Origin of the sequence: Henriciella barbarensis (genome assembly GCF_003576345.1) — a bacterium.
GTDB lineage: Bacteria > Pseudomonadota > Alphaproteobacteria > Caulobacterales > Hyphomonadaceae > Henriciella > Henriciella barbarensis.
Window position 1 is genome coordinate 524,617 of record NZ_QWGB01000005.1, and the last position, 22,139, is coordinate 546,755.

A 22,139-nucleotide genomic window follows, 5' to 3' on the forward strand; every position below is an offset into this window, starting at 1 on the left:
GAGGGGGCTAACCCTTGAGTCTGTCAAACGCCATCAACACCGCCCGCACCGGTCTGCAAGTGACCGGTCTGCGGGCGGATATGGTCGCCACCAACGTCTCGAATTCGACCACGCCGGGCTATGTCCGGCGTTCGGTGCTGGTCAGCGAGCAGATGACGGTGTCGAATCCATCCGGCGTGCGGGTGGATGGCGTCGGGCGCGCAGCAAGCGAGCCCCTGACCGCTCAACGCATGGCATCGGGTAGCGACCTGGCCCAAGCCAGCGTGATGTCCTCTACATGGGCGTCGCTCTCGGCGCGCCTTGGCGATACCGTTGACGGCACCGGCCTCTTTTCGATGATGTCGAACTTTGAGACCTCGCTCGCTAATGCGGCCGCCACACCTGAGTCTCAGGCAAACCTCAATGCTATTGTCGATTCCGTTCGCGCACTGGCATCGGAGTTCAATAGCCTGTCGGACTTCATTTCCTCTGAACGTATCGAGGCCGACCGCGAAATCGCGAGCGGCGTAGATACGGTAAATGACGCGCTGAACCAGATACAGGCAATTAATTCCAAACTCGCCGGCAGCGACAGGAACTCTGCAAAGGCCGCCGCCCTGATGGATGAGCGCCAGCGCTATGTTGATACCATCTCGGAATTCCTGCCCGTACAGACAGTGCAACGCACTGGAGGCACGATCGACATCGTCACGAAGGAGGGCGTATTCCTTCTGGCAGGCGGCGCGCGCGAGATCGAATTTTCGCCTGCCGCAGCTGTTGGCCCGGGTGACGGCATCGACACCGGCGCACTCTCGGGCATCAAGGTCGGAGATGTGGACATCACCCCGGGTGCAGCGTCTTATGGCGCAGTTTCAAGCGGTCTGTTCGGCGCGCTCTTCACCCTCCGCGACACTGACCTCCCCGACTTTCAAGATCAGCTCGATACGGTCGCGGGCGATATCATGGCACGTCTCGACAATGCAGACCTTGCAGGCGGTGCGAATACAAGCCTGCTCGTCGATACCGACCCTGGCGCGGGCGCCGGCGTCGCGGCCCGCATCTCAATCAATCCCCTCATCGACCCCCTTCAGGGCGGCCAGCTATCTTTGCTTCGCGACGGCCTCGACGCCATCACAACGGGCGACGCCGGCAATGGCAGCCTCTTCAACGCCATGCTGGACGCCATGACCGCCAATCGCACACTCGGCAGCGGCGGCTTTCAGGGCAGCTATACGGCAACCGGCCTCGTCGCTGGCTTTGCCTCGCGTACCGGTCAGATGCGCGTCTCGAGTGAGGCGGTAGAGGCCTCCACCGCCGCGCAGCACTCCATCATGGTTGAGGCCGAGCAGAAGCAGACCGGCGTGGACGTAGACGAGCAAATGCAGCTTCTTCTTGAGATTGAGCAAGCCTATGCCGCGAATGCGCGCGTCATCGAAGTCGCCAATCAGATGATGCTCAGATTGATGGAGCTCTAGGATGATCAACAATTCCTATCTCGCCAATTCGGTCACAACGCAGCTAAGCCGCGACATTCAATCCATCCGTGAACGCATTGACCGCACCTCGAGCGAAGCGGTCACTGGCCGGACGGCAGATCCCACCTCGCACCTCTCTGGCCAAATTGGCCGGGCGATGGTTGCCAATGACGCGCTCAACAAGATCGACCGCGACACAAGCTTGCTTCAGATTCGTGAGAGCCGACTTGATATCACGCAGCAAAGCCTTTCCCGGATGCAGGAAGGTCTTGCCGAGATATCGGTTCGGGCGCTGGACAGTCTCAGCGCAGGATCGCCGGTGGAGCGCACAGCGCTGGCGCAGGATGCACGCGCACAACTCGATAGCGCGTTGATGGCGCTCAATTCTCGCCATGGCGAACGTTTCCTGTTCTCAGGCGACGCGACCGACAAGGCAGCGTTCGGTTCACCCGACGATCTCATGGAAGACCTGCGCGCGATCGCAGATGCCGCGACCGACAAGGCCGATTTCGATGCAAGGCTGAACGCCTACTTCGATCTCGATACTGGCGACTTTGCAAACAGCTTCTATCGCGGCTCAAAGACAAACTCTGACGGTGACGCCATCACAGGCCTGGACCCGGCCATCACGCAAACACTTCGCAATCTCGGCGTGCTTGCCATGGCCGCTCCAGGCGATGGTCTCGATTCTCTGTCGAACACGGAGACGCTCGATGTTATTCGCTCGTCAGCTGACAAGCTGGTGCAGGCCGACGCAGCGTTAACACAGTTGCGCGCCGCGAACGGCATCCTTCAGGAGCGAGTTGCAACGGGGCTGGACAGCCTCGCCAAGGAAAAGCTCGTCGTGAACACCCTACTTGAGGGTATGACCTCGCGCGACCAGTACGAAGCTGCCGCAGAGCTCAAAGCTCTCGAGGCCAGTCTTGAAGCCTCTTACATGCTGACCGCGAGACTCTCGCAGCTCAGCCTCATGAACTTCCTAAGGTGATCTGATGAAGCCGATCCTCGTTCTTCTCGCCCTCGCAGCCATCGCTATCACGGGCCAACCTGCCTGGACGGCAGACGCCCAAACGCGGATCCGCGATGTGGTGGATGTGGAAGGCGTGCGCCAGAACGACCTGATCGGCTACGGCATTGTGGTCGGCCTCAACGGCACCGGCGACTCAGTGCGCAACTCCCCCTTCACCGAAGACTCCCTCACCTACATGCTGGAACGCCTTGGCGTGAATGTGCAGGGCGAGGACATCAAACCTGACAATGTCGCAGCCGTGCTGGTCACCGCAACGCTTCCGTCATTCGCCCGTAACGGCTCAACGCTGGACATCTCGGTCGCCTCGATCGGCGATGCAGAAAGCCTTGAAGGCGGCACACTGGTGCTGACCCCGCTCAAAGGCGCCGATAACGAAGTCTACGCCGTCGCCCAAGGCAGCATCGTGGTGTCCGGTATTGATGTCAAAGCAGACGGCGCACGGGCACGCCGCGGCACCCCGACACAGGGAGCCATACCAAATGGGGCGCGTGTCGAACGCGAAATTCCTTACCAGTTCAATGACCGCAATTCACTCGTTCTTGCCCTTCGCGATCCTGACTTCACGACAGCCGCGCGCATCGAAGACACGATCAATGCGGCTGTTGGCTCCCCGGTCGCCTATATGCGTGATCCGGGCACCGTCGACATCGATCTTCGCAGTCTTCAGGGGTCCCCGTCGCGGGTGCTGGCCAGCATCGAGAACCTGCCGATCGAGGTTGCCATTCCAGCCCGCATCGTCATCGACGAACAATCCGGAACCATCGTCCTCGGCAAGGATGTTACCATCTCCCGTGTTGCCATTGCGCAGGGCGATATCTCCATAAAGGTAACCGAAAGCCCGGTGGTGTCGCAGCCGAACCCGTTTGCAGATGGCGAGTCGATCGTTCTGCCACGTTCGCAAATCGAGATCGGCCAGACCGGCACGCGCAACATCGCCACGCTCGATGCCAATGTAACGCTCTCGCAGCTAATATCTGGTCTGAACGCTCTTGGCGTCTCACCGCAGGAGATGGGTGATATCATCCGCACCATGAAGGCGGCAGGCGCCCTGCACGCAGATCTGATTATCCAGTAAAACGTCGGATGGATAGGCGAGAGCGAATGACCTTTCGCCCAACGTTTCTCTAGCCTGTCTTTGCCGGCGCCTTTTCAAGCGTAATCAGGCCGCGGCGCTTCATGGACATGAGCGTTGTCAGGAATGTGCGCTGCGTCGCGTCCGGATCTTCGACCGGCGTTCGGTTCGGATCTGACAGTGCATCGCGATATTGCACCGCCAGACGCGAGGAGATGTTCTCCAGAAGGTAGTCCTGCACCCGCTGGGCAGGGCCTGTCAGCGTCGCAAGCACCGGCACGAGTGTGTCCTCACCAAGCTCCTTGAAGACAACCGGCACCGACTGGCGGGCCAGGATTTCTGGCAGGCCCTCAATCGTGAACATGACTTTCTCGATGCTCTCGAACTTGTCCTCATGCTCAGTACGAATGAAGGACATGATGCGGGCGCGCGTATGGTTGGGCAGCAGGCTGAGAAGCTCACCAACAGATTCTGCGTTGGTGTTTCCGTCGCTTTCTTCTGCCTGGGCCTGATTGAGGAATTCAATCTCGACCATCTGGGCAACTACGTCTTCGATTTCGGCATCGACATCATCGCCGCCGACCAGATAGCCGATCGTGTTGTCGAGCATGGGCTCCTGCAGGTGGCCGACGACTTCCGATGCGAAGGCGACGTCCAGCTTGCGCAGGATGATTGCACTGATATTTGCGGTCAGCCGCGACAGATAAGCCGCCACGACGGCTGGCTTGCGCGCTTCCAGACGTGTCCAGACATCACTCGATTTCGAGACCGGCTGGGGCTTGGGCATCTCGACATTGCCAAAGACAATGTCAGCGCGGTTCTCGTCCAGAAAGCTCGAAACGATCTCACGAGCCCGCTCGCGTCCGCCCCGGAAAGAGCCGTTGGCCGCTCGCAAGGCCTGGAGGAAATCCATCACGATTTCGGTCAATTCTTCGCGGCCAAGATAGGACACCGCCTCAAGCTCATTCGCAACCTGCGCGAGCGAAGCATTGTCCAGTTTCTCGACGATGGGGCGCGCGGCCTGTTCGCCCAGCATGGCGATGACCACAGCCGCCCGTCTTGCGGGAGGGATGACGCCAGCCTTACCGGACGCTGCGCCAGGTCGGGCGCGCATCTGGGTGACGTTCGAACCTTGCCTTGTCGCAGCCCCGCTCATCCGGCGTATCCTCTTACCAGCGCCTCGGTAATCTTGAGCCAGCCATCGGCCAGCACGAAGAACCCGATCTTGAATGGCAGCGACACGACGGTTGGCGGAACCATCATCATGCCGACGGCCATGAGGACAGAGGCTACGACGAGATCAATAACAAGAAATGGAAGAAAGATTACAAATCCGATCTGAAATGCATGTTTAATTTCAGAAAGCATGAACCCGGTGGCCAACATCGAGAAGGCTGGCTCTTCTCCCTCGACGACGGGCCGGTTGAGCGCATCGCCAAGAACACTGAGCGTCCCCGGCTCGACGCGCGCAGTCATGAAGGTCCGGAACGGATCGGTTGTCTGCTGCCAGGCGACGGCCTCATCAATGGTGCCATCGATATATGGAGAGACACCATTCGCCCAGGCCTGCGTGAAGGTGGGCTCCATGATGAAGAAGGTCAGAAAGATGGCGAGCGCCATCAGCATCATGTTCGGCGGAGCCTGTTGAACGCCGAGCGCCTGCCGGATGAATGAAAATACGATCACCAGGAATGGCAGGCAGGTCACCATCATGGCGAGGCCCGGCACAAGACTGAGCACCGTCACGACAAGGAACAGGATAATGACGGTGCCGCTCAGCCCGCCTTCGCCATCCTGACCGAGCACAGCATCCAGCGCGGCACCCGCATCCCCGGCTTCCTGCGCGTGCGCCGCAAAGCCAAGGATCAGGGCAAAGGCGATTAAGCTGGCAAGACGCAGGATCAGGCCACTATCGCTAGCCTTCGGAAGCATCAGCCTCTTCCGCAATTTCAGTGATTTTGACGGCGATACCGCCATTATCTGTCTCGACCAGTTCGCCGCGCGCGATGAGCTTGTCATCGACCATGAGGCGAACCGGGTCTTCTATACGGGAATCGAGCGCGATGACTGAGTCCGGTGTGAGGTCCAGAACCTCCTGAACGCTGAGACGGCGCTGGCCGACCGAAACCGTCAGGGTGACCGGCACACCATAGATCGCCCGGCGAAACTGATTGACCGGAGAGGTGTCTCGCCGGTCTTCTGCTTCATCGCTGGTTGGCTGAACCTCAGGAATTGCCATCACCCACTCTCCTGTTCACTCGGCCGCTCGCTGCGAAGGTGCCCGATACAGGCCTCCAGCAGTCCATCAAAATCGAAATCCAGACCGCCACTTTTCCAGCTGACATCAACCCGGCTCCCGCCCGCGTCTTCCTGCGGGACCACGTTGCAGATGTCAGCCAGCTGCTCAGAGCGCTGGATCGTTTCGTACAACTGCTCAGCCAGATGTGGTTCGGCCTTTATGTCAATGCAGACCTCGCCGGGCGGGATCATCTTTTCCAGATGAAGTGATATCTCTTCGGCGAGAAAACGCCGCGCGAGTTTGGGAAAGAGGCGCTCTGCAATCGCGGCGATAGATGCCGCCGTCTGTCGGCGTGCATCCGCCTCGACCTTTTCGACCTTGCCTGCAAGGGAGTCGAGGATGAGCTGGACCTCACCCATCTGGCGGCTGAACTGGCTGTCCTGTTCGCGGCGACGCTGTTCCATTTCGCGCTCATGGGCCTGTTCAAGTTCAGCAAGCCTGTCGCGCGGGTTCAATGCTGGCGCGGCAGTCGCAACCGAAGCGCCGGCGTGCACGGAGTCGAAACTCGGGAAACGGGAAAAGACTGTCCTACTCATTGACCGCAGCCTTTCTGTCCTCGCTCAGCCAGGACTGAAGCAGCGCGACGGCCTCGTCCGGGCGTTCACGGGTATAGTCTGAAAGATAGACGAACGGGTCCGGCGACTCGTCGCCGGCATTCTCAGCCCCATTCGGCGCCGGACCTTCAAGCGCAGCGGTTTCGAGCTTCTTCTGCGACAGGAGAGGGCGAACCACACCAAGGCCAAGAACAATGACCACAAGTCCAAGCAGCACGGCCTGGAGACCTGACCAGAAGTAATTCTGCACCAGTGTTTCGACCATGCCGGGGGCAGTGACCATTTCCGCGACTTCAGCGACCTGGAACGGCATGAGCTCAACCGTCAGCGTGTCGCCTCTTGCGGTGTTGAGACCTGCGCCAGACAGAATGAGCTGTTCAAAGTCATTCAGGATTTCCCGAGCGGCGGCTTGTGCGGCGGCAGGGTCGAGCCCTTCCTGCAGCAGCGCGTCTTCATTGAGAAGAACCGCAATCGAGATACGCTCCACCTGTCCCGGCAGGAGTTCTGTCTCCGTGCGCCGCTCATTGAATTCGTAATTGATGCTCTCGGTGGAGTTGCGCATCGTGCTCGAATTGCCTTCGCCGGCGCCAGTACCCTGTGGCAGGTTGCTGGCTGCGCTGAGCGCGCCGCTCGTGCCCGCACTGGTCTCGCTGACATCATTAGTGGTGCGGCTACGCACGATCCGCGAGTCCGGATCAACGGTGCGTTCTGAAATGGTCTGGCGCTGACGGTTCACATCGACACTGACCGAGACGCGCGCATTGCCTGCGCCGACCCGGGCCTCAATGAGCCGCATGACCTTGTCTTCAACCATCGTCGCCTGATTGTCGGCAGCGATTGAAGGCTGGGAGGACTTTGCGACGTTCGGGCCCGCCACGACGCCTTTTATCGGATCAATGACGGCAACGTCTTCCGGTGCGAGACCGGCAACAGCCAGCGCAACCATGTACTGGATCGCCTCAGCCTGGCCAGGTGAAAGGTCGTGTGCCGTGCTCAGCGTGACCGAAGCCGTCTGCGGTGCTTGCGAACGGGCAAAGCCCGATCCGAGGCTTGCGCCAATATGAACCCGCGCGGCCGAGACACCGTCTATGGCCAGAATGGTACGCGTCAGCTCGCCTTCCTTGGCGCGCCAGTAGGCAGCGTTGTACATTTCAGAGGTGACCGAGAAGCCGTTAACATCGTCCAGGAGTTCGTACCCCTTTACCGATTGCTGCGGCAGGCCCTGACGGGCGAGCGCATAACGAACCTGGTCCCGCTGGCTCTGCGCGATGAAGATTGAATCGCCACGCAGCTCATAGTCGACGCCGCGCTGTTCCAGTTCCTCAATGATTTCGCCTGCAGTTGCCGGTTCCATCTTGGAATAGAGCAGCGACTTGGGTTCGCTTATCGCGCCCTGGACAAGGAAAACCATCGCGAAGATGACGCCGAGCACCGCCGCGGCGAGAGCAAGCTGACGGCTTGGCGGCAAGGATCTCAAAGTCTCTAGAAATTTCATAGCGGATATCAGCCCCGGGTTCTGAAAAGCGCTTCAGATGGAATGATTAATATTTCGGGCGAAATCATTAACGCTTCCTTTACCGGGGATTTACTAAAGCAGCCGTGTGGAATGATGCATTGCCGAGAGGGGCAGATGGCCGCTAATAACGCCAATAATCCGAACGCAGACGATGCCGCGCCCGCTGAAGGCGGCGGCAATCTCCTTGTAAACTCAGCGATTATTGCGGTGATCTGCGGTGCGGCAGCCTTCGGTGTCGTCTATTTCCTGGCGCCCACCGGGCAAGCCGAATCGGCGGCCTGCGTGGCCTCAGCAGGTGCCAGTGGCCCGCCGCCGCTTGCGAGCGCCGATACGGGCTATGTGGAACTTGAAGACATGCTCATCACAGTCGGTGATGGGACCAATGCGCGCTACGTTAAAGTCAATGCTGTCGTGATGACCCCGGCCGCAGAAGTCGAAGCTGTCCAGGCCGCATCGCCGATGCTTCAGGACGCTTTCCTGACCTATCTGCGCGCGATTGATGTTTCGGACTTCGAGGCCGAAGCCTTCTATCCGGACCTGAAGGAACAGCTTTCACGGCGCGCCGAACTCGTCCTCGGTGCAGACCGCGCCCGCGGCGTCCTGATAACCGAATTCATGTTGAGGTAGCGCCATGCCAGAGTTTCATATCACAGACCTTGCGCTTTTCCTCGTCTCACTGGCCGCATGCATCTACTGTGTTCAGCTTTCACGCAGGCTCAAATCCCTGCAGGATACTCGCGATGGGCTCGGTGCCACCATCATGGCGATGACCAAGTCTGTATCTGCCGTATCATCCGCAACGCAGGAAACCCGCAACCAGGCTGGCGAACTGGCCGCGCAGCTTAGCAAGCTGATGAAAGAAGCCGATGAAACGTGTGATCGGCTTGAAGCGCAGATTGCGCGCGCCGATGGCGCTGCCGCCCCTCGCCGCCCCGCGACCCGCCCTGCTGCAACCTATGAAGAACCGGCCCGCGACCCCGAACCGGCGAGACTTCGTAACGGCGCTGAGGGAGGGCTCGACCAGCTTATCGATGAAATGCGCGCCCGTCAGGAACGGCTCAAGAAAGCCGCCCGGAACGGCGACTTTCTCTTTGAAGACGAAGAAACCTGGGTCACCCAGAACCATAATTAGGATCTGAACCAGAAATGGCCAGAAAAGCGCGCACACATGTCCTCATCACGCTCGGTGTCCTCTTCACTGTTGGCGGTGTTGTGCGCATTCTTCCCGACACACTGGCCTCCGCAGAGAACACGTCTCCGGCAGAAGCGGCTGTAGAAGCTGCCGCGTCACCGGCCCAGCAAGCAGCGCAAACCGCGGAAACGTCCCGCGCGGACCCAACGACATCGTCCATATCGACTGAGCCGATGGCGGCCCTGCCGTCCGAGTTCTGTTTGACGGGCGAGGCTGCCGCTGCGCTCGCAAGCGACCAGAGCGTGCTTCAGGCCCGCTCTGCCGACTTCCAGCAGCGAGAGATCGACCTTCGAGCGCGCGAAGCTGACTTGCGACGCAAGGCCGAAGAACTCACCGCCCTGCAGCAAGCGGTGGAGTCTCGGTGGGATGAAATGACAGTCAACGCCGAGGCCGACCTCGAACATCTCACCAGAATGTACAGCGCGATGAAGCCCGATCAGGCTGCGCCCATCTTCAACCAGATGGACCCGAATTTTGCTGCAGGCTTTCTACGCCTCATGGACAGTGATCAGGCCGGCCTGATCCTGGCGAGCATGCAGTCTGACAAAGCCTATGTGGTGAGTGTGGAGATGGCCAATCGCAATCGCGACATCCGCTCCGCGAGCCGCGCTCCATAAAGCTTTTCTGCGACTTACCGTTTGCGTCCGCCAGCAGAATCTCTAAGGCGTCAGTACATGAACAAAATCACCTTGCATAAGGGCGATTTGCCCGGCGATCTCGATCTTGGCCGGGAAATTGCCATCGATACCGAGGCGATGGGCCTCAACCCTTTCCGCGACGCGCTCTGCGTGGTCCAGCTGTCCAGCGGCGACGGCACGGCGCATGTGGTACAGCTCGACCGCAGCTTCGATTGCCCGAACCTGAAAGCTATGATGGCAGACACGTCCAGCTTGAAACTCTTTCACTTCGCGCGGTTCGATGTAGCCATGATGAAGCATTGGCTTGGCATCGATTGCGCGCCGGTCTGGTGCACGAAGATCGCGTCCAAGCTCTGCCGCACTTATACTGATCGGCACGGCCTGAAGGATGTCGCACGCGAGATTGCAGGCGTCGATATGTCGAAAGCCCAGCAATCGTCAGACTGGGGCGCACCGGAACTCACGGACGCGCAGCTGCAATACTGCGCGAACGACGTGCTCCATTTGCACGCCATCAAGGCTGGTCTGGAAGAAATGCTTAAAAGAGAGGGCCGCATGGCCCTTGCGCAGGCATGTTTTGATTTCCTGCCGGTCCGGGCACAACTTGACCTTGAAGGTTGGGACGATACAGACATTTTTGCGCACAGCTAGGGACAGACTATTGCCGCAATTTGCGCTGATAGGCTGAGGGTAAGGGGCGCCGTGAACACGGCAAATTGCAATGGAAAGCAAGGCTATTGGCTGTAGACTCAAATAGCGCGCTAAGCTTGTGGGAGCCGCGGCGGCAGATGACGCTTGCGCAGGCGCGCAAACGGTCTTCGCTGGTTGCCATGCTCAGGCTTGCTTTCACGGCGGGTGCCGCCATCGCTGCGGGCATCATGGTCGGCCACCTTGCGGCGAACGCCTTTACCAGTGGGCCGGGCAAGATCGAGCAGCTGACATCGGAAGAAGTCGTGACGATGGTGAATGCAAGATTCACTGGCCGCGACGAAACGGGCAGCACGATCGTGATTACCGCCGACACTGCCCAGCGTCAGCGCGACAACCCTGAGCAGATTGCGCTTCAAAATCCTCGGCTTGTGACTGAGGACGGCACCGAAATCGATGCGCCTTCCGGTCTCTACGACCAGGCCGCACAGACGCTGGCGCTTTTTGAGGATGTCCGGCTGATCGATGCTCAGGGCTATGATTTTCGTTCTACTTCAGCGAAAATGTTTATTAGCGAGGGACGCGTGGACGGAATCGACCCACTTGTTGGATCGGGTCCGCTTGGCGATGTGACCTGTGATACGTATGAAATTGTTGACGATGGCGATCGGCTGCGGTGCCGCGGCAACGTAAACATGATGATCTTTCCCGGCGGACGCGATGCACAAAGCAACGCATCGGCCGCAAATACGGCGCCACCGGTCGTCGATGAGGAGTAAGTACTGAAATGATGAGACGTCTGACGACCATCCTGGCCATTGCCGCAGTCGCTGCACCGGCAGCCTTTGCACAGATTTCCGGAGAAGGCGGGCCGATCCGGGTCAACGCCGATACCAGTGAAGTCATGGAACGCCAGCGCCAGGTCGTGCTGATCGACAATGTCGACATCATGCAAGGCAATGCCCGCCTGCGCGCCGACAAGGTCACCATCTATTATGGTGGTGCGGGCGAAACCCAGACGGCGGGAATGAGCGGCTTTGGCGATATCGAGTCCATGGTTGCCGAGGGTGAAGTTTTCTACGTCACGCCTGACCTCAAGGCGACTGGCGACGTCGGAACCTACGACGCGCAAGCCGATACGATTACGCTGACCGGTGAAGTCGTTCTGGTTCGCGGTGAGGATGTCGCCACCGGCAGACGGCTCGTAATGCGTCTTGAAGAAGGCCGCACAACTCTCGATGGCGGCGACGGACAGGTCCAGTTTAACATCTCTCCAAACGAGAGACAGGGCGCATCCTCCAGCGAAGAAACTGCGGAAGACGCTGTCTCCACCGAGGATGATGAACTCACGAACGATGTTGAGGACAGCGCCGACGCAGACCTCATCAATGAAGAAACATCAAATTGAACGGACCGGTCTAAGCCGATATTAAGCCTGATGGCATAAGCATTTATTCGGGCGGCAATCTTCCGCGCCGGGCAAGGGAATGGGTTTTATGACGACAGAAGCTACAGGTCTCGTAGCGCACGGGCTCGCCAAATCTTTTGGCAAACGCACGGTCGTCAGAAACGTGTCTCTTTCTCTGCAACGCGGTGAGATTGTGGGTCTGCTCGGACCGAACGGTGCGGGCAAGACGACGTGTTTCTACATGATCATGGGTCTGATCGGCGCTGATGCCGGGACGATCGAGATCGACGGGGCGGATGTAACCACTCTCCCCATGTATCAGCGCGCACGCCTGGGTGTCGGTTACCTGCCACAGGAAGCCTCTATCTTTCGCGGGATGAGCGTCGAAGAGAACATTCTCTCAGTCGTTGAACTCGTTGAAAAGGACAAGGCCGCTCGCAAGCGGGAAGTCGAAGCCCTTCTGGAAGAGCTGCACATCACGCATCTTCGCGAACAGCCCGCCACCTCCCTTTCAGGGGGTGAACGGCGCCGCGTGGAGATCGCCCGTGCACTCGCCTCCAGACCGAGTTTCATGCTTCTGGACGAACCGTTTACCGGTATCGACCCCCTCGCCGTGTCGGATATTTCCGATCTGGTCGGTTATCTCAAGCAACGCGGACTAGGCGTGCTGATCACTGACCACCAGGTGCGAGAGACGCTTCAGATCGTGGACCGGGCATCGATCATCTATGATGGTGGCGTGCTGTTCGAAGGCACACCGCAGGATGTCCTGTCCAACGAGGATGTGCGCAGGGTCTATCTCGGCGAGCGGTTTGCTGCGTAACGCCAATGGCCATTTCACAACGTCTCGACATGCGCCAGGGCCAGTCCCTGGTGATGACCCCGCAATTGCAGCAAGCGATCAAGCTGCTGCAGCTGTCAAACATCGAACTTGCCGAGTTCGTTGAAGCGGAAATCGAGCGCAATCCCCTGCTTGAACAAGGCGAGAGCAGTGACGGCGACGATGGTGACCGGGACACACCCGAACGCCCTTCCAAGCGCGAAGAACTGAACCTCGATGACAATTCCGCGCTAAACGAGGCGCGCGAAGCGATGGATGCGCCGAAGGAAGACCTTTATGACGGCGGCACGACATCCGACAGCGCGACGACGGCTAATGAGATGTCCGGCCCTTCAGCCCGCACTGACTGGTCGCAGGCTGGATCCGGTGGCAGCTTCTCAGGCGACGACTATGACTTTGAAGGCTCGCTCAGCTCAGAAACGACACTGCACGAGCATCTCCACAAGCAGATTTCAATGTCGGGCCTCTCACAGGCTGACCAGCTGATCGCAGCCCGCCTCGTCGATGAGACGGACGAGGCCGGCTATTGCAAGACCGATCTTGAAGAGGTCGCGGGCGCGCTCGGTGCCGATCCGGCAAATGTCGAGGCCGTCCTTGAAGTCTGCCAGGGTTTTGAACCGGTAGGTGTCATGGCCCGCGATGTCAGCGAATGCCTTGCACTTCAGCTACGTGACCGTGACCGGCTCGACCCGGCCATGCATGCCCTTGTCATGAACCTCGACCTCGTCGCCAAACACGATATCAAGGCGCTTTGCGAGATTTGCGGCGTCGACAAGGAAGACGTGTTCGACATGATCTCTGAGCTGCGCGCGCTGACTCCGCGCCCGGGCTCTGCCTTTGCCAGCGGCACCACCATTGCTGTGGCCCCGGATGTCTTTGTGCGCGAGATGCCAAATGGCATGTTTGCCGTCGAGCTGAACTCCGAGACGCTTCCGCGCGTCCTGATGGACAAGGCCTATTATGCTGAGGTCAGTGCCCTACCGATGCGTGAGCGCGAGAAGGAATTCATTTCTGAATGCGCACAGAACGCCTCCTGGCTCATCAAGTCCCTGGACCAGCGCGCTCGCACCATCCTCAAAGTGGCTAGCGAAATCGTGCGCCAGCAAGATGCTTTCTTTGCACATGGCGTCGCACATCTGCGCCCGCTGAACCTCAAACAGGTGGCCGACGCGATCGACATGCACGAATCCACCGTCAGCCGTGTGACCTCGAACAAATATATGGGCACGCCACGCGGTCTGTTTGAGCTGAAATACTTTTTCTCCGCAGCCATCCCAGGCACGGCAGGCGGCGATGCCCACTCCGCCGAAGCCGTCCGCTACCGGATCAAACAGCTCATTGATGAAGAGGGCCAGAAGGTCCTCTCGGATGACAAGATTGTAGAAATTCTTACGGAATTCGGTATCGAGATCGCCCGGCGGACGGTCGCGAAGTATCGAGAAAGCCTCAATATCCCCTCCAGTGTACAGCGGCGTCGGCAGATTCGCGCCAGCGCCTGAGTTCAGATGCCCTGCGCGCAGCGCATTGACTCAACCTGTCACGAAATTATGGAGGCGACGCCTCGCAATCCCAGACTTTGGGCGTTATACTAGGCACCCATAACCGGAGAGTTCCGTGCAGATACAAATAGCAGGACGGAAGATGGACCTCGGTGAAGCGCTCAAAGCGCGGATCGAAACTGGTCTTGAAGCAGCCGTCACCAAATATTTCGACCGGGATTTTGACGGTCACGTCACCGTCAGCCCGAATGGCCACGAAACAGAAATCGATTGCAATATTCATTTGCCGTCTGGGATCATCCTCCAGTCAACGGGCAAAGCGGTCGATCCTTACGTTGCGCTCGACGAAGCGCTGAACAAGATCGAGAAACGCGTGCGCCGATACAAGCGCCGCCTCAAGGATCATCACAAGAACGGCCAGTCCCCCTTCCCCAGCGAGCCAGCATCGTCTTTCGTGCTGAAAGGTACACCTGAAGGCGATGATGAGGATCCGGCGGAAACCGGTGAAGACGGAAATGCGCCTGTGATTGTGGCAGAAGCTGCCTCACAAATTCGCACCATGACCGTCTCGGCCGCTGTGCTTCAGCTTGAACTTGCCGACGCCCCCGCACTCATGTTCCGGAATGCTAAACATTCTGGTCTCAACATGGTCTACAGGCGTGCAGACGGTAATATCGGTTGGGTCGACCCAGCCGCAGACAATAAATCCTGACAGAACATCCGGACGCGTTATGGCGACTGATTTGACAAGCCTTCTCGCTGAAGGCGTGATACTTGAACCATCCTCGGCTGACAGCCGTAAGCAGGCGCTGACGCTTCTTAGCCAGGCACTTGCGGCCAAGACGAAGCTCGACGCACGCGACATCTTTGATGCCGTGATGGAGCGCGAGCGGCTTGGGTCGACTGGTGTCGGCGAAGGGGTCGCTATTCCGCATGCGCGCATTGATCGCCTGGCACGTCCGATTGGCGGTTTCCTACGCCTCGAGTCTGGCGTTGATTTCGATGCCGTCGATGAGCGTCCGTGCGATCTTGTTTTCATGTTGATCGCACCTGTCGGGTCGGGCGCCGATCACCTTCGCGCTCTCGCGCAGGTGAGCCGCACGCTACGCCAGCCAAATATTCGCGAAGCCCTGCGCAAGGCAGAGAATGAGCAGGCAATCCGCAAAATCCTGTGCCCGGAAGCGGCGAAGGCATCCGCTGCCTGATCTATTGCCCCTTGGGGCACCATTGACGAATGCCCTGCCTGGGTCATCTTGTCTCCCGTAAGTTGAGGGAGACATCTGATGACATATAGGACTTTAACGAAACGCGCGGCGGCAATTGTCGCCTTGAGCCTTGTTTGCGCGGGCCCTGCAATTGCGCACGGCAGCCACGCACACACCGCACAATCAGCATCACCGACGCCGGTTGAGACGACGGAGCTCGGCGAAGGCATTTATATGCTGACCGGCCGCGGCGGGAATGTCGGTGTCCTTACAGGCGACGACGGTACCTTTGTCATCGATAGCCAGTATGCCGACATGGCCCCCGGCCTACTCTCGGCTATCGAAGAGATTGGCGGCGAAACCGATATTCGTTTCCTGCTGAATACCCACTGGCATGGCGATCATACGGGCGGGAATATCCCGATGGCCAATACAGGCGCGACAATCCTCGCCCATGATGAGGTGCGCACGCGCCTGAGCAGCGAAAACACAAGTCAGCTGGGCGGCGATACGCGGATCACCCCGCCTGCCGACGAAGCCGTTTGGCCGTTGCTGACCTATTCAGATGAAATGCGCGTTCACCTGAACGATCAAACCATCCACGTTATCCACCTCCCCGATGCGCATACGGACGGCGATTCAGCTGTCTATTTCGAGGAAGCTAACGTGCTGCATACCGGAGACGTCATGTTCTCTGGTCGCTTTCCCTTCGTCGATGTCTGGAGCGGTGGCACCTTCGCTGGCTACATCAAGGCGCTTTCGACCCTCTACGATCTGACCGATGAAGAGACCCGTATCATCCCTGGGCACGGTCCGGAATCGACGCGTGAAGACATCAAGGAACTGCGCGACATGATGATCGCGGCCGTTGCTGCGGTGGAGGAAGAGATGTCGGATGGCGCCTCGCTCGAGGCTGTTCAGGCAGCCAATCCGCTAGAGCCTTGGGCAGCCGAATGGGACTGGGGCTTCATCAATGCAGAGCGCTTTACCGCGCTTATCTATACCGACCTCTCAAGCTAGGCGTCGGACTTCGTCCCGCACACTGGGCAGGCGGGGTCACGCGGCAGTCCGATCTGGCGCGTGACCCCGCTCAATCCGTCTACGGCGCTGATCTTCCCGATCAATGGCTGGCCGGCTCCGGTGATCAGCTTCAACGTCTCAAGCGCCATGTGCGAGGCGACAATACCTGTCACCGGCCCAACGACACCGACATCCTCGCAAGCCTCTGCCTCGGGCGGGGCTTCAGGCACGAAGCACTGATAACAGGGTTTGCCTGCCGCAACGCCCGACGCAAAGACGGACACCTGTCCAGACCAGCGCGTCGCCGCACCAGACACGAGAATGCGACCACTCGCATGTGCGGCCCGGTTCAGCGCAAAACGGGTTTCGAAATTGTCGGTCGCATCGATCAGAATGTCGCCGGAGAGCTTCTGGGCGATATGCCAGCGCCGCGGTTGCACGTTGACTCGGCAGTCACTGTTTGCCGCTTTGAGCCGCGCCGCGAGGCAACGCACTTTTGCCTCTCCAATATCGGCTTCACTGAATTGAACCTGCCGCTGCAGGTTCGAACGCTCCACCGTATCGGCATCCCATAGCTCGATCTCACCAACGCCTGCTGCGGCAAGATACATTGCGCATGGTCCACCAAGCGCCCCTGCGCCCACTATGGAAATTCTTGCATTCTGAAGCTTCTGCACGCCCGGTCCGCCAATCTCCTTGAGCAGGATATGGCGCTTGTGACGGTCGAGCTGCTGCGGAGTGAGTGCCATGCTCTCGCTTAGCAGGGCGGATGCGTCTAAGGCTACGTGAAATGCAAACGTCTGACACAAATACCCTGCCCGACACGGTCTATTCTGCCCCCGCTGAATGGGTTGCGCGGGGCGCCGGCGCGCAGGGCAATCTTTTCCTCACGGGCCGGGCCGGTACGGGCAAGACCACGATGCTGCGTCGATTTCTGGCCGAGGCGGGCGAGAATACAGTCGTGCTCGCCCCGACTGGTGTCGCTGCCATGAATGCCGGTGGGCAGACTATCCACTCCTTCTTCAAATTTCCGCCGCGCCTGATCGAAGAAGCCGACATCAAGCGTCTGCGTGGCGCCCGCCTCATCAAGGCGATCGAGACGATGATCATCGACGAGATCTCGATGGTGCGCGCCGACATGCTCGACGCGATCGACAAGAGCCTGCAGCTCAATCGCGGCAACAAGCGTCCCTTTGGCGGCGTCCGAATGATCCTGTCCGGCGACCTTCACCAGCTGCCGCCCGTCGCGCGCGGCGAGGAAGCCGAGATTCTCAATGAGCGCTATGGCGGGCATTACTTCTTCAACGCACCGGGCTTCAAACAGGCCGAGTTTGCGCTCCTCGCGCTGAAACACGTCTTCCGTCAGGAAGACCCACGCTTCCTCGCCCTGCTCGGCGCCATGCGTCAGGGCCGGCTCGCACCGACCGACGAGCGCCTGCTTCAGGCCGCTGTTTCGGGCCGCACCGCCGTTGAAGCCAGCGAAACCCACGTTGTTCTAACGCCGAACAATGCGAACGCCTTTCGCATCAATCAGGCGCGCCTGGCTGACCTTCCAGGCAAGCCTCACGGGTTCGAGGCCAACGTCCAGGGCCAGTTCGACGAGAAGTCCTTCCCCACAGAAGCCGATCTCGAGCTGAAGAAGGGCGCGCGGGTCATGCTCATCAAGAATGACCCTGAGGGGCGCTGGGTAAATGGTTCACTCGCGACCGTCGAGGGTTTCAAGGGCGACAATGTCTGGGTGGAGCTGGACGGCCACATCCATGAGATCGAACCTGCTGCCTGGGAGAAGTACAAATACACGCTCGACCCGGAGACGAAGAAAGTCTCACGCGAGGTGGTCGGCACGTTCAAACAGGTGCCACTAAGGCTCGCCTATGCCGTGACCATTCACAAGGCGCAGGGGCTCACGCTGGACAAGGTGTTCATCGATTTTGATCGAGGGATGTTTGCCCATGGTCAGGCATATGTCGCCTTTTCCCGGGCGCGCACGCTAGAGGGGCTGGAAATATCCCGCACGCTGCGGCCGCGGGACATGGTCATCGACCGCAATGCTTTCGCCTTCGGGAAGCTGGAGACAGTTGAAGAGACGGACGCCTATCTCCTGGCGAAATTTGCCAAGGAAGATGGCGTCCTCATCTAGGTCAGGCGCTTAGGCGAGGCGACGGATCTCATCGCGCAGGCGCTCGTCCTTGTCGGTCGCGATGGTCTCGAGCACGCGTACCCTCTCGGTCAAACGCGCAATATCACGGCGCATCGATTCCAGTTCATCCTGATTGGCGGCGCCATCCTCACGGTCCGACCGCATCTTGATGTAATTATTGATGACGCCGGCACCTACGCAAACGAGCACAATGACGACGATCATTGTGAAGGGGCTGGTGATTTCCATGAGGCGATCCTTTCTTATCGTAAATCGATAATAAGGATTGCGAACAGGTAATTCAAGAAGATTCGGATGCAGCTGATTGGATTTTGCACGTGCCTTTAGCGGCCGGTGGACCCAAAGCCGCCTTCACCGCGCATCGTTTCCGGTAGGGTGTCGACCTCTTCCCAGTGGAGGCGCGTTACAGGCGCAAGCACCATCTGGCCAATGCGCTCGCCGCGCGCGATCGTGAACGTCTCCTGTCCATGATTGATCAAGATGACTTTCAGCTCGCCGCGATAATCACTGTCGATCGTGCCGGGGCTGTTTAGGCAGGTGAGGCCGTGTTTGGCTGCAAGCCCCGAACGCGGCCGCATCTGGATCTCGTACCCTTCAGGGATCGCGACGCTGATACCTGTCGGCACCATGGTCCGCTCACCAGGCTTCAGCTCAAAGGCGTCACCCTCATCATAGGCAGCGCGCACATCCATGCCCGCAGCACCTTCGGTTTCGTATTTGGGGAAAGGCAGGCCCTCAAAGTGGGGCAGCGTACGGATAGCGACTTTGATCTCTTTCATGAGGGTCAAAGCGCCGGAGTCGCGCGCCGGAGTCAACTTTAAAAGGCCTAGATGGCGTAGGCGGTCACATCTTCGCCGAAAGGCGCGGTTTGCTCGGGCACACCGTTGGTTTGCTGAAGCTCGGCTGCGGGCGGCACATCCTGGGCTTCAACTTCACTTGACGCATGCGCGTTCGCGAAGATGGACAGTCCTCCAAGGAGGACGACGATCAAAGCGAAATAGCCGATAATGAGCTTCATGGTCCTGTCCGGTCTGCTGTACGTGTTAGTTTAACGACGCAATCAACAATAATTTCTTATCACGCCGCATAGCAAACAAGAGTCAATGCAATTCGTTCCGCACGTGCACAGTTGGCTGAGATTTGTTTTCTTTAGCGTAAATAGTAGCAGCGAGGCACAACCTAAGGTAATTTCGCAAGTGCAGCAATTCATTCTGCGGCGATGCGAGGCTTGCCTTTGCCATTCAGATCTTCTGCAATCCTCTCCGCCAGGCGGCGCGCGACCGCGGTCTTGCCCATACGGGGCCAGTTCTCGACGCCCGCATCCGTTACTAGGGCGATCTCATTGTCTGCCCCGCCCATCACATCGCCTGACACGTCATTCGCCACGATCCAGTCACACCCCTTTCGTGCACGTTTGCGCAGGGCATTCTCCTCGACCGTATCCGTCTCGGCGGCAAACCCGACCACCAGCTGCGGCCGTCCCTTCTCAAGACGCGAGATAGTCGAAAGAATGTCGGGGTTCTCAGACAGTGACAGGGCTGGTGGGCCCTTGCCCTCATCCTTCAGCTTCAGTTTGCGATCTGCCGGGCTGGATGGGCGCCAGTCCGCCACTGCGGCCACAGACACAAAAACATCTGCGGGCAGCGCTGCCTCACAGGCCGCCATCATCTCGCGAGCGGTCTCTACAGAAACAAGGTCCACACCTCGCGGCGAGGCGATTGAAACGGGTCCGGACACCAGCGTGACTTGCGCACCAAGTTCGGCCAGCGCCCCCGCGATTGCATAGCCCTGCCTGCCAGAGGAATGGTTGGAGAGATAGCGTACGGGGTCCAGCGGCTCGCGCGTGGGGCCTGCTGTCAGCAGGACATGCCGTCCCTCAAGCGGTTTCGGGCCTGACTGGCGGGCTAGCGCGCTTTCGATCTCGTCGGCAATCGCCTCAACTTCGGGCAGGCGCCCCGGACCGAATTCACCGCAGGCCATCGCCCCTGTGCCTGGCTCCATGACATCGACACCGTCACCGCGCAGCGTCTCTACATTGCGTTTGGTCGCAGCATGCTCCCACATGCGCACATTCATGGCGGGCACCATCAGGACCGGCTTGTCCGTTGCCAGCAGCGTCGTCGAGGCAAGATCGTTCGCATGGCCGTTCGCTGCCTTGGCGAGAAGATCTGCCGTCGCTGGACAGATCACAAGCAAGTCCGCCGAGCGCGACAGCTCAATATGCCCCATCTCTGCCTCATCATCGAGGCTGAACAGGTTGCTATAGCATTTGTCTCCGGACAGGGCCGACACAGAGAGCGGGGTCACGAAATTCGCGCCGCCAGCGGTCAGGATACAGCGGCTGGAGATACCACGCTTGGCCAGCATGCGGATCAGCTCCAGCGACTTGTAAGCCGCAATGCCGCCGCCAATGATGAGAAGAATACGCTTGCTGCTCATGCCAGAGTGTCCGGTTACCCGACCCTCTCCTAGCACGGATTTGGTTTACAAATCGACGGCAAGCCTGCGCGAAACAGACCCGGTCATCTTGCTATTCGCCCTAATAGCGGCGCAGCGGTCCGACCGTGACGCGCGGTGCGCCCTGCCCCGTGCTGATCAGGTAATGACGCTGCAGCGCCTCGATACCCGTATCGTAGACGGCCCGCTCGATCGCAACAGCCTCACACCGGCGCTCTGCCCGTTGGTAGGAAAGCGAGCCGCGATTGGCGTCGCAGGCAGCGTCAGCAGCTCGCGCAATACGCGAATAAAGGATTTCGATGCCGCGCGCGTCGTCCACCGGTGAGAGGTCACGGTAGCAGACTTCATAGCGCTGGCGGCCCCGGCGATCCTCGCCGAGGGCCGTGATCTCTTGCGCGCAATAACCAGAGGCACGGGCCACGACCGGCGTGTAGTCGTCGTAATACGGCCCTTCATGCCCATAGTTGTCACCATGCGCCGCATAACTGTTGGTGACCGTGCGGCTCGAATGGGTCACTGGAGCCGAATAAGTGGTCACGCGCGGCGCTGACGAATGTACTGTGCCACCGCAACCAGAATAACTCGTCGTGACACGCGGCACCGAGTAGCTGCACGGGCTCACCGGCGTCGTCACATAGGTCCGCGTACCGTTATAGACACCGATATTCCGACCATGATGGACGGGATAATGGGTCTGATAGCTGGTAGTAGGCCGATAGCCATGGCCGTAATACCGGTCGGATGTCCACCATTCGAAGCCATAGCTGGTTGCGGCCCGGTCAGCATGCCTGACCGGATGATGCCCATGCCCGTAATAGTTATTGGCGTGGTGTGCATATCCGCCCGGATGGTGGCGGACGGCAGAACGTGTCCCATGATCCCCGGAAGAATGATGGTTCGTAGGCGCTGGCGGGTGGCCATAGGCCTGCCGCTCGACCCGTATGATCTTCGTCGCGGATGTGGAGCTACCGCAAGTCTGCACATGGCCTCCACCGGTCAGCTCAGAGCACCCATAACTCTGCGCGGAACCAGCCTGCCAGGCAGGCAGAAGACAGATGGCGGCAGTCGCAGCGAGATACTTCATGGGGCAGCCCTCCAGGGTCCGGGCAATGTTAAGGTTAAGTTGTCATTAACCTATCACGAAC

The 22,139-nt window shown here is 59.4% G+C and carries 26 protein-coding genes; 15 read left to right on the forward strand and 11 right to left on the reverse strand.

The window, feature by feature from the left end; genetic code table 11:
- Positions 1-14: 14 nt before the first annotated feature.
- The 3 genes from flgK to D1224_RS05490 are packed head-to-tail and all read left to right on the forward strand — an operon-like array spanning position 15 to position 3,559.
- Positions 15-1,454, forward strand: a complete 1,440-nt coding sequence (flgK, locus tag D1224_RS05480) for a flagellar hook-associated protein FlgK (RefSeq protein WP_119378902.1) — start codon at positions 15-17, stop codon at positions 1,452-1,454.
- 1 nt (position 1,455) lies between these two features.
- Complete coding sequence (locus tag D1224_RS05485; protein WP_119378903.1) at positions 1,456-2,442, forward strand: flagellin; 987 nt, start codon at positions 1,456-1,458, stop codon at positions 2,440-2,442.
- A 4-nt stretch (positions 2,443-2,446) separates the two neighbouring features.
- On the forward strand, positions 2,447-3,559 hold the full coding sequence (locus tag D1224_RS05490) for a flagellar basal body P-ring protein FlgI (RefSeq protein WP_119378904.1): 1,113 nt from the start codon (positions 2,447-2,449) through the stop codon (positions 3,557-3,559).
- A 49-nt stretch (positions 3,560-3,608) separates the two neighbouring features.
- Here the strand turns inward: D1224_RS05490 and D1224_RS05495 are convergent, their stop codons facing one another.
- The 5 genes from D1224_RS05495 to fliF are packed head-to-tail and all read right to left on the reverse strand — an operon-like array spanning position 3,609 to position 7,904.
- Positions 3,609-4,712 (reverse strand): FliG C-terminal domain-containing protein, encoded by a 1,104-nt coding sequence (locus D1224_RS05495; RefSeq protein ID WP_119378905.1) that lies wholly within the window; start codon positions 4,710-4,712, stop codon positions 3,609-3,611.
- On the reverse strand, positions 4,709-5,488 hold the full coding sequence (gene fliP / locus D1224_RS05500) for a flagellar type III secretion system pore protein FliP (protein WP_119378906.1): 780 nt from the start codon (positions 5,486-5,488) through the stop codon (positions 4,709-4,711). The genes D1224_RS05495 and fliP overlap by 4 nt, the downstream gene beginning before the upstream one ends.
- Positions 5,472-5,795 carry a FliM/FliN family flagellar motor switch protein gene (locus D1224_RS05505; RefSeq protein ID WP_119378907.1) on the reverse strand — a complete coding sequence of 108 codons (324 nt, stop codon included), beginning with the start codon at positions 5,793-5,795 and terminating at the stop codon, positions 5,472-5,474. Before D1224_RS05505 ends, fliP begins: the two co-directional genes overlap by 17 nt.
- Entirely contained in the window at positions 5,795-6,391 is a 597-nt protein-coding gene (locus tag D1224_RS05510) for a hypothetical protein (protein ID WP_147372336.1), read from the reverse strand. Before D1224_RS05510 ends, D1224_RS05505 begins: the two co-directional genes overlap by 1 nt.
- Positions 6,384-7,904 (reverse strand): flagellar basal-body MS-ring/collar protein FliF, encoded by a 1,521-nt coding sequence (gene fliF, locus D1224_RS05515; RefSeq protein ID WP_119378909.1) that lies wholly within the window; start codon positions 7,902-7,904, stop codon positions 6,384-6,386. Before fliF ends, D1224_RS05510 begins: the two co-directional genes overlap by 8 nt.
- A gap of 135 nt (positions 7,905-8,039) precedes the next feature.
- On the opposite strand from fliF, the gene D1224_RS05520 reads away from it, so the two are divergent.
- The 11 genes from D1224_RS05520 to D1224_RS05570 all read left to right on the forward strand — a co-directional run bounded on the left by D1224_RS05520 (position 8,040) and on the right by D1224_RS05570 (position 16,376).
- On the forward strand, positions 8,040-8,552 hold the full coding sequence (locus D1224_RS05520) for a flagellar basal body-associated FliL family protein (protein WP_182482174.1): 513 nt from the start codon (positions 8,040-8,042) through the stop codon (positions 8,550-8,552).
- Positions 8,553-8,556: 4 nt separating this feature from the next.
- On the forward strand, positions 8,557-9,057 hold the full coding sequence (locus D1224_RS05525; protein WP_119378911.1) for a DUF6468 domain-containing protein: 501 nt from the start codon (positions 8,557-8,559) through the stop codon (positions 9,055-9,057).
- A 14-nt stretch (positions 9,058-9,071) separates the two neighbouring features.
- Entirely contained in the window at positions 9,072-9,734 is a 663-nt protein-coding gene (locus D1224_RS05530; RefSeq protein WP_119378912.1) for a MotE family protein, read from the forward strand.
- Between the two features lie 57 nt (positions 9,735-9,791).
- Positions 9,792-10,406, forward strand: coding sequence for a ribonuclease D (locus D1224_RS05535; protein WP_119378913.1), 615 nt, complete (start codon positions 9,792-9,794; stop codon positions 10,404-10,406).
- A 179-nt stretch (positions 10,407-10,585) separates the two neighbouring features.
- Positions 10,586-11,182, forward strand: coding sequence for an LPS export ABC transporter periplasmic protein LptC (lptC, locus tag D1224_RS05540; protein WP_182482175.1), 597 nt, complete (start codon positions 10,586-10,588; stop codon positions 11,180-11,182).
- Between the two features lie 8 nt (positions 11,183-11,190).
- The gene (locus D1224_RS05545) at positions 11,191-11,811 is read left to right on the forward strand and encodes an LptA/OstA family protein (protein ID WP_119378915.1); all 621 of its coding nucleotides are present in this window, start codon (positions 11,191-11,193) and stop codon (positions 11,809-11,811) included.
- Between the two features lie 88 nt (positions 11,812-11,899).
- Positions 11,900-12,634 carry an LPS export ABC transporter ATP-binding protein gene (lptB, locus tag D1224_RS05550; RefSeq protein WP_119379905.1) on the forward strand — a complete coding sequence of 245 codons (735 nt, stop codon included), beginning with the start codon at positions 11,900-11,902 and terminating at the stop codon, positions 12,632-12,634.
- A 5-nt stretch (positions 12,635-12,639) separates the two neighbouring features.
- On the forward strand, positions 12,640-14,151 hold the full coding sequence (gene rpoN / locus D1224_RS05555) for an RNA polymerase factor sigma-54 (RefSeq protein WP_119378916.1): 1,512 nt from the start codon (positions 12,640-12,642) through the stop codon (positions 14,149-14,151).
- 115 nt (positions 14,152-14,266) lie between these two features.
- Positions 14,267-14,863, forward strand: a complete 597-nt coding sequence (gene hpf / locus D1224_RS05560; RefSeq protein WP_119378917.1) for a ribosome hibernation-promoting factor, HPF/YfiA family — start codon at positions 14,267-14,269, stop codon at positions 14,861-14,863.
- Positions 14,864-14,882: 19 nt separating this feature from the next.
- Positions 14,883-15,356, forward strand: a complete 474-nt coding sequence (locus tag D1224_RS05565; protein ID WP_119378918.1) for a PTS sugar transporter subunit IIA — start codon at positions 14,883-14,885, stop codon at positions 15,354-15,356.
- 78 nt (positions 15,357-15,434) lie between these two features.
- Positions 15,435-16,376, forward strand: a complete 942-nt coding sequence (locus tag D1224_RS05570) for an MBL fold metallo-hydrolase (protein ID WP_119378919.1) — start codon at positions 15,435-15,437, stop codon at positions 16,374-16,376.
- On the opposite strand, the gene D1224_RS05575 is transcribed toward D1224_RS05570, so the two are convergent.
- Entirely contained in the window at positions 16,373-17,125 is a 753-nt protein-coding gene (locus D1224_RS05575) for a HesA/MoeB/ThiF family protein (RefSeq protein ID WP_119378920.1), read from the reverse strand. The two genes, D1224_RS05570 and D1224_RS05575, sit on opposite strands and share 4 nt — an antisense overlap.
- Positions 17,126-17,166: 41 nt before the next feature.
- On the opposite strand from D1224_RS05575, the gene D1224_RS05580 reads away from it, so the two are divergent.
- The gene (locus D1224_RS05580) at positions 17,167-18,516 is read left to right on the forward strand and encodes an ATP-dependent DNA helicase (protein ID WP_119378921.1); all 1,350 of its coding nucleotides are present in this window, start codon (positions 17,167-17,169) and stop codon (positions 18,514-18,516) included.
- A gap of 9 nt (positions 18,517-18,525) precedes the next feature.
- Here the strand turns inward: D1224_RS05580 and D1224_RS05585 are convergent, their stop codons facing one another.
- The 5 genes from D1224_RS05585 to D1224_RS05605 all read right to left on the reverse strand — a co-directional run bounded on the left by D1224_RS05585 (position 18,526) and on the right by D1224_RS05605 (position 22,078).
- Positions 18,526-18,765, reverse strand: a complete 240-nt coding sequence (locus D1224_RS05585) for a hypothetical protein (protein WP_233350410.1) — start codon at positions 18,763-18,765, stop codon at positions 18,526-18,528.
- Between the two features lie 95 nt (positions 18,766-18,860).
- Complete coding sequence (dut, locus tag D1224_RS05590; RefSeq protein WP_119379907.1) at positions 18,861-19,316, reverse strand: dUTP diphosphatase; 456 nt, start codon at positions 19,314-19,316, stop codon at positions 18,861-18,863.
- Between the two features lie 47 nt (positions 19,317-19,363).
- Positions 19,364-19,555 (reverse strand): hypothetical protein, encoded by a 192-nt coding sequence (locus tag D1224_RS05595; RefSeq protein WP_119378922.1) that lies wholly within the window; start codon positions 19,553-19,555, stop codon positions 19,364-19,366.
- A 188-nt stretch (positions 19,556-19,743) separates the two neighbouring features.
- On the reverse strand, positions 19,744-20,976 hold the full coding sequence (gene coaBC / locus D1224_RS05600) for a bifunctional phosphopantothenoylcysteine decarboxylase/phosphopantothenate--cysteine ligase CoaBC (RefSeq protein WP_119378923.1): 1,233 nt from the start codon (positions 20,974-20,976) through the stop codon (positions 19,744-19,746).
- Between the two features lie 100 nt (positions 20,977-21,076).
- Positions 21,077-22,078, reverse strand: coding sequence for a UrcA family protein (locus D1224_RS05605; protein WP_119378924.1), 1,002 nt, complete (start codon positions 22,076-22,078; stop codon positions 21,077-21,079).
- Positions 22,079-22,139 lie beyond the last annotated feature (61 nt).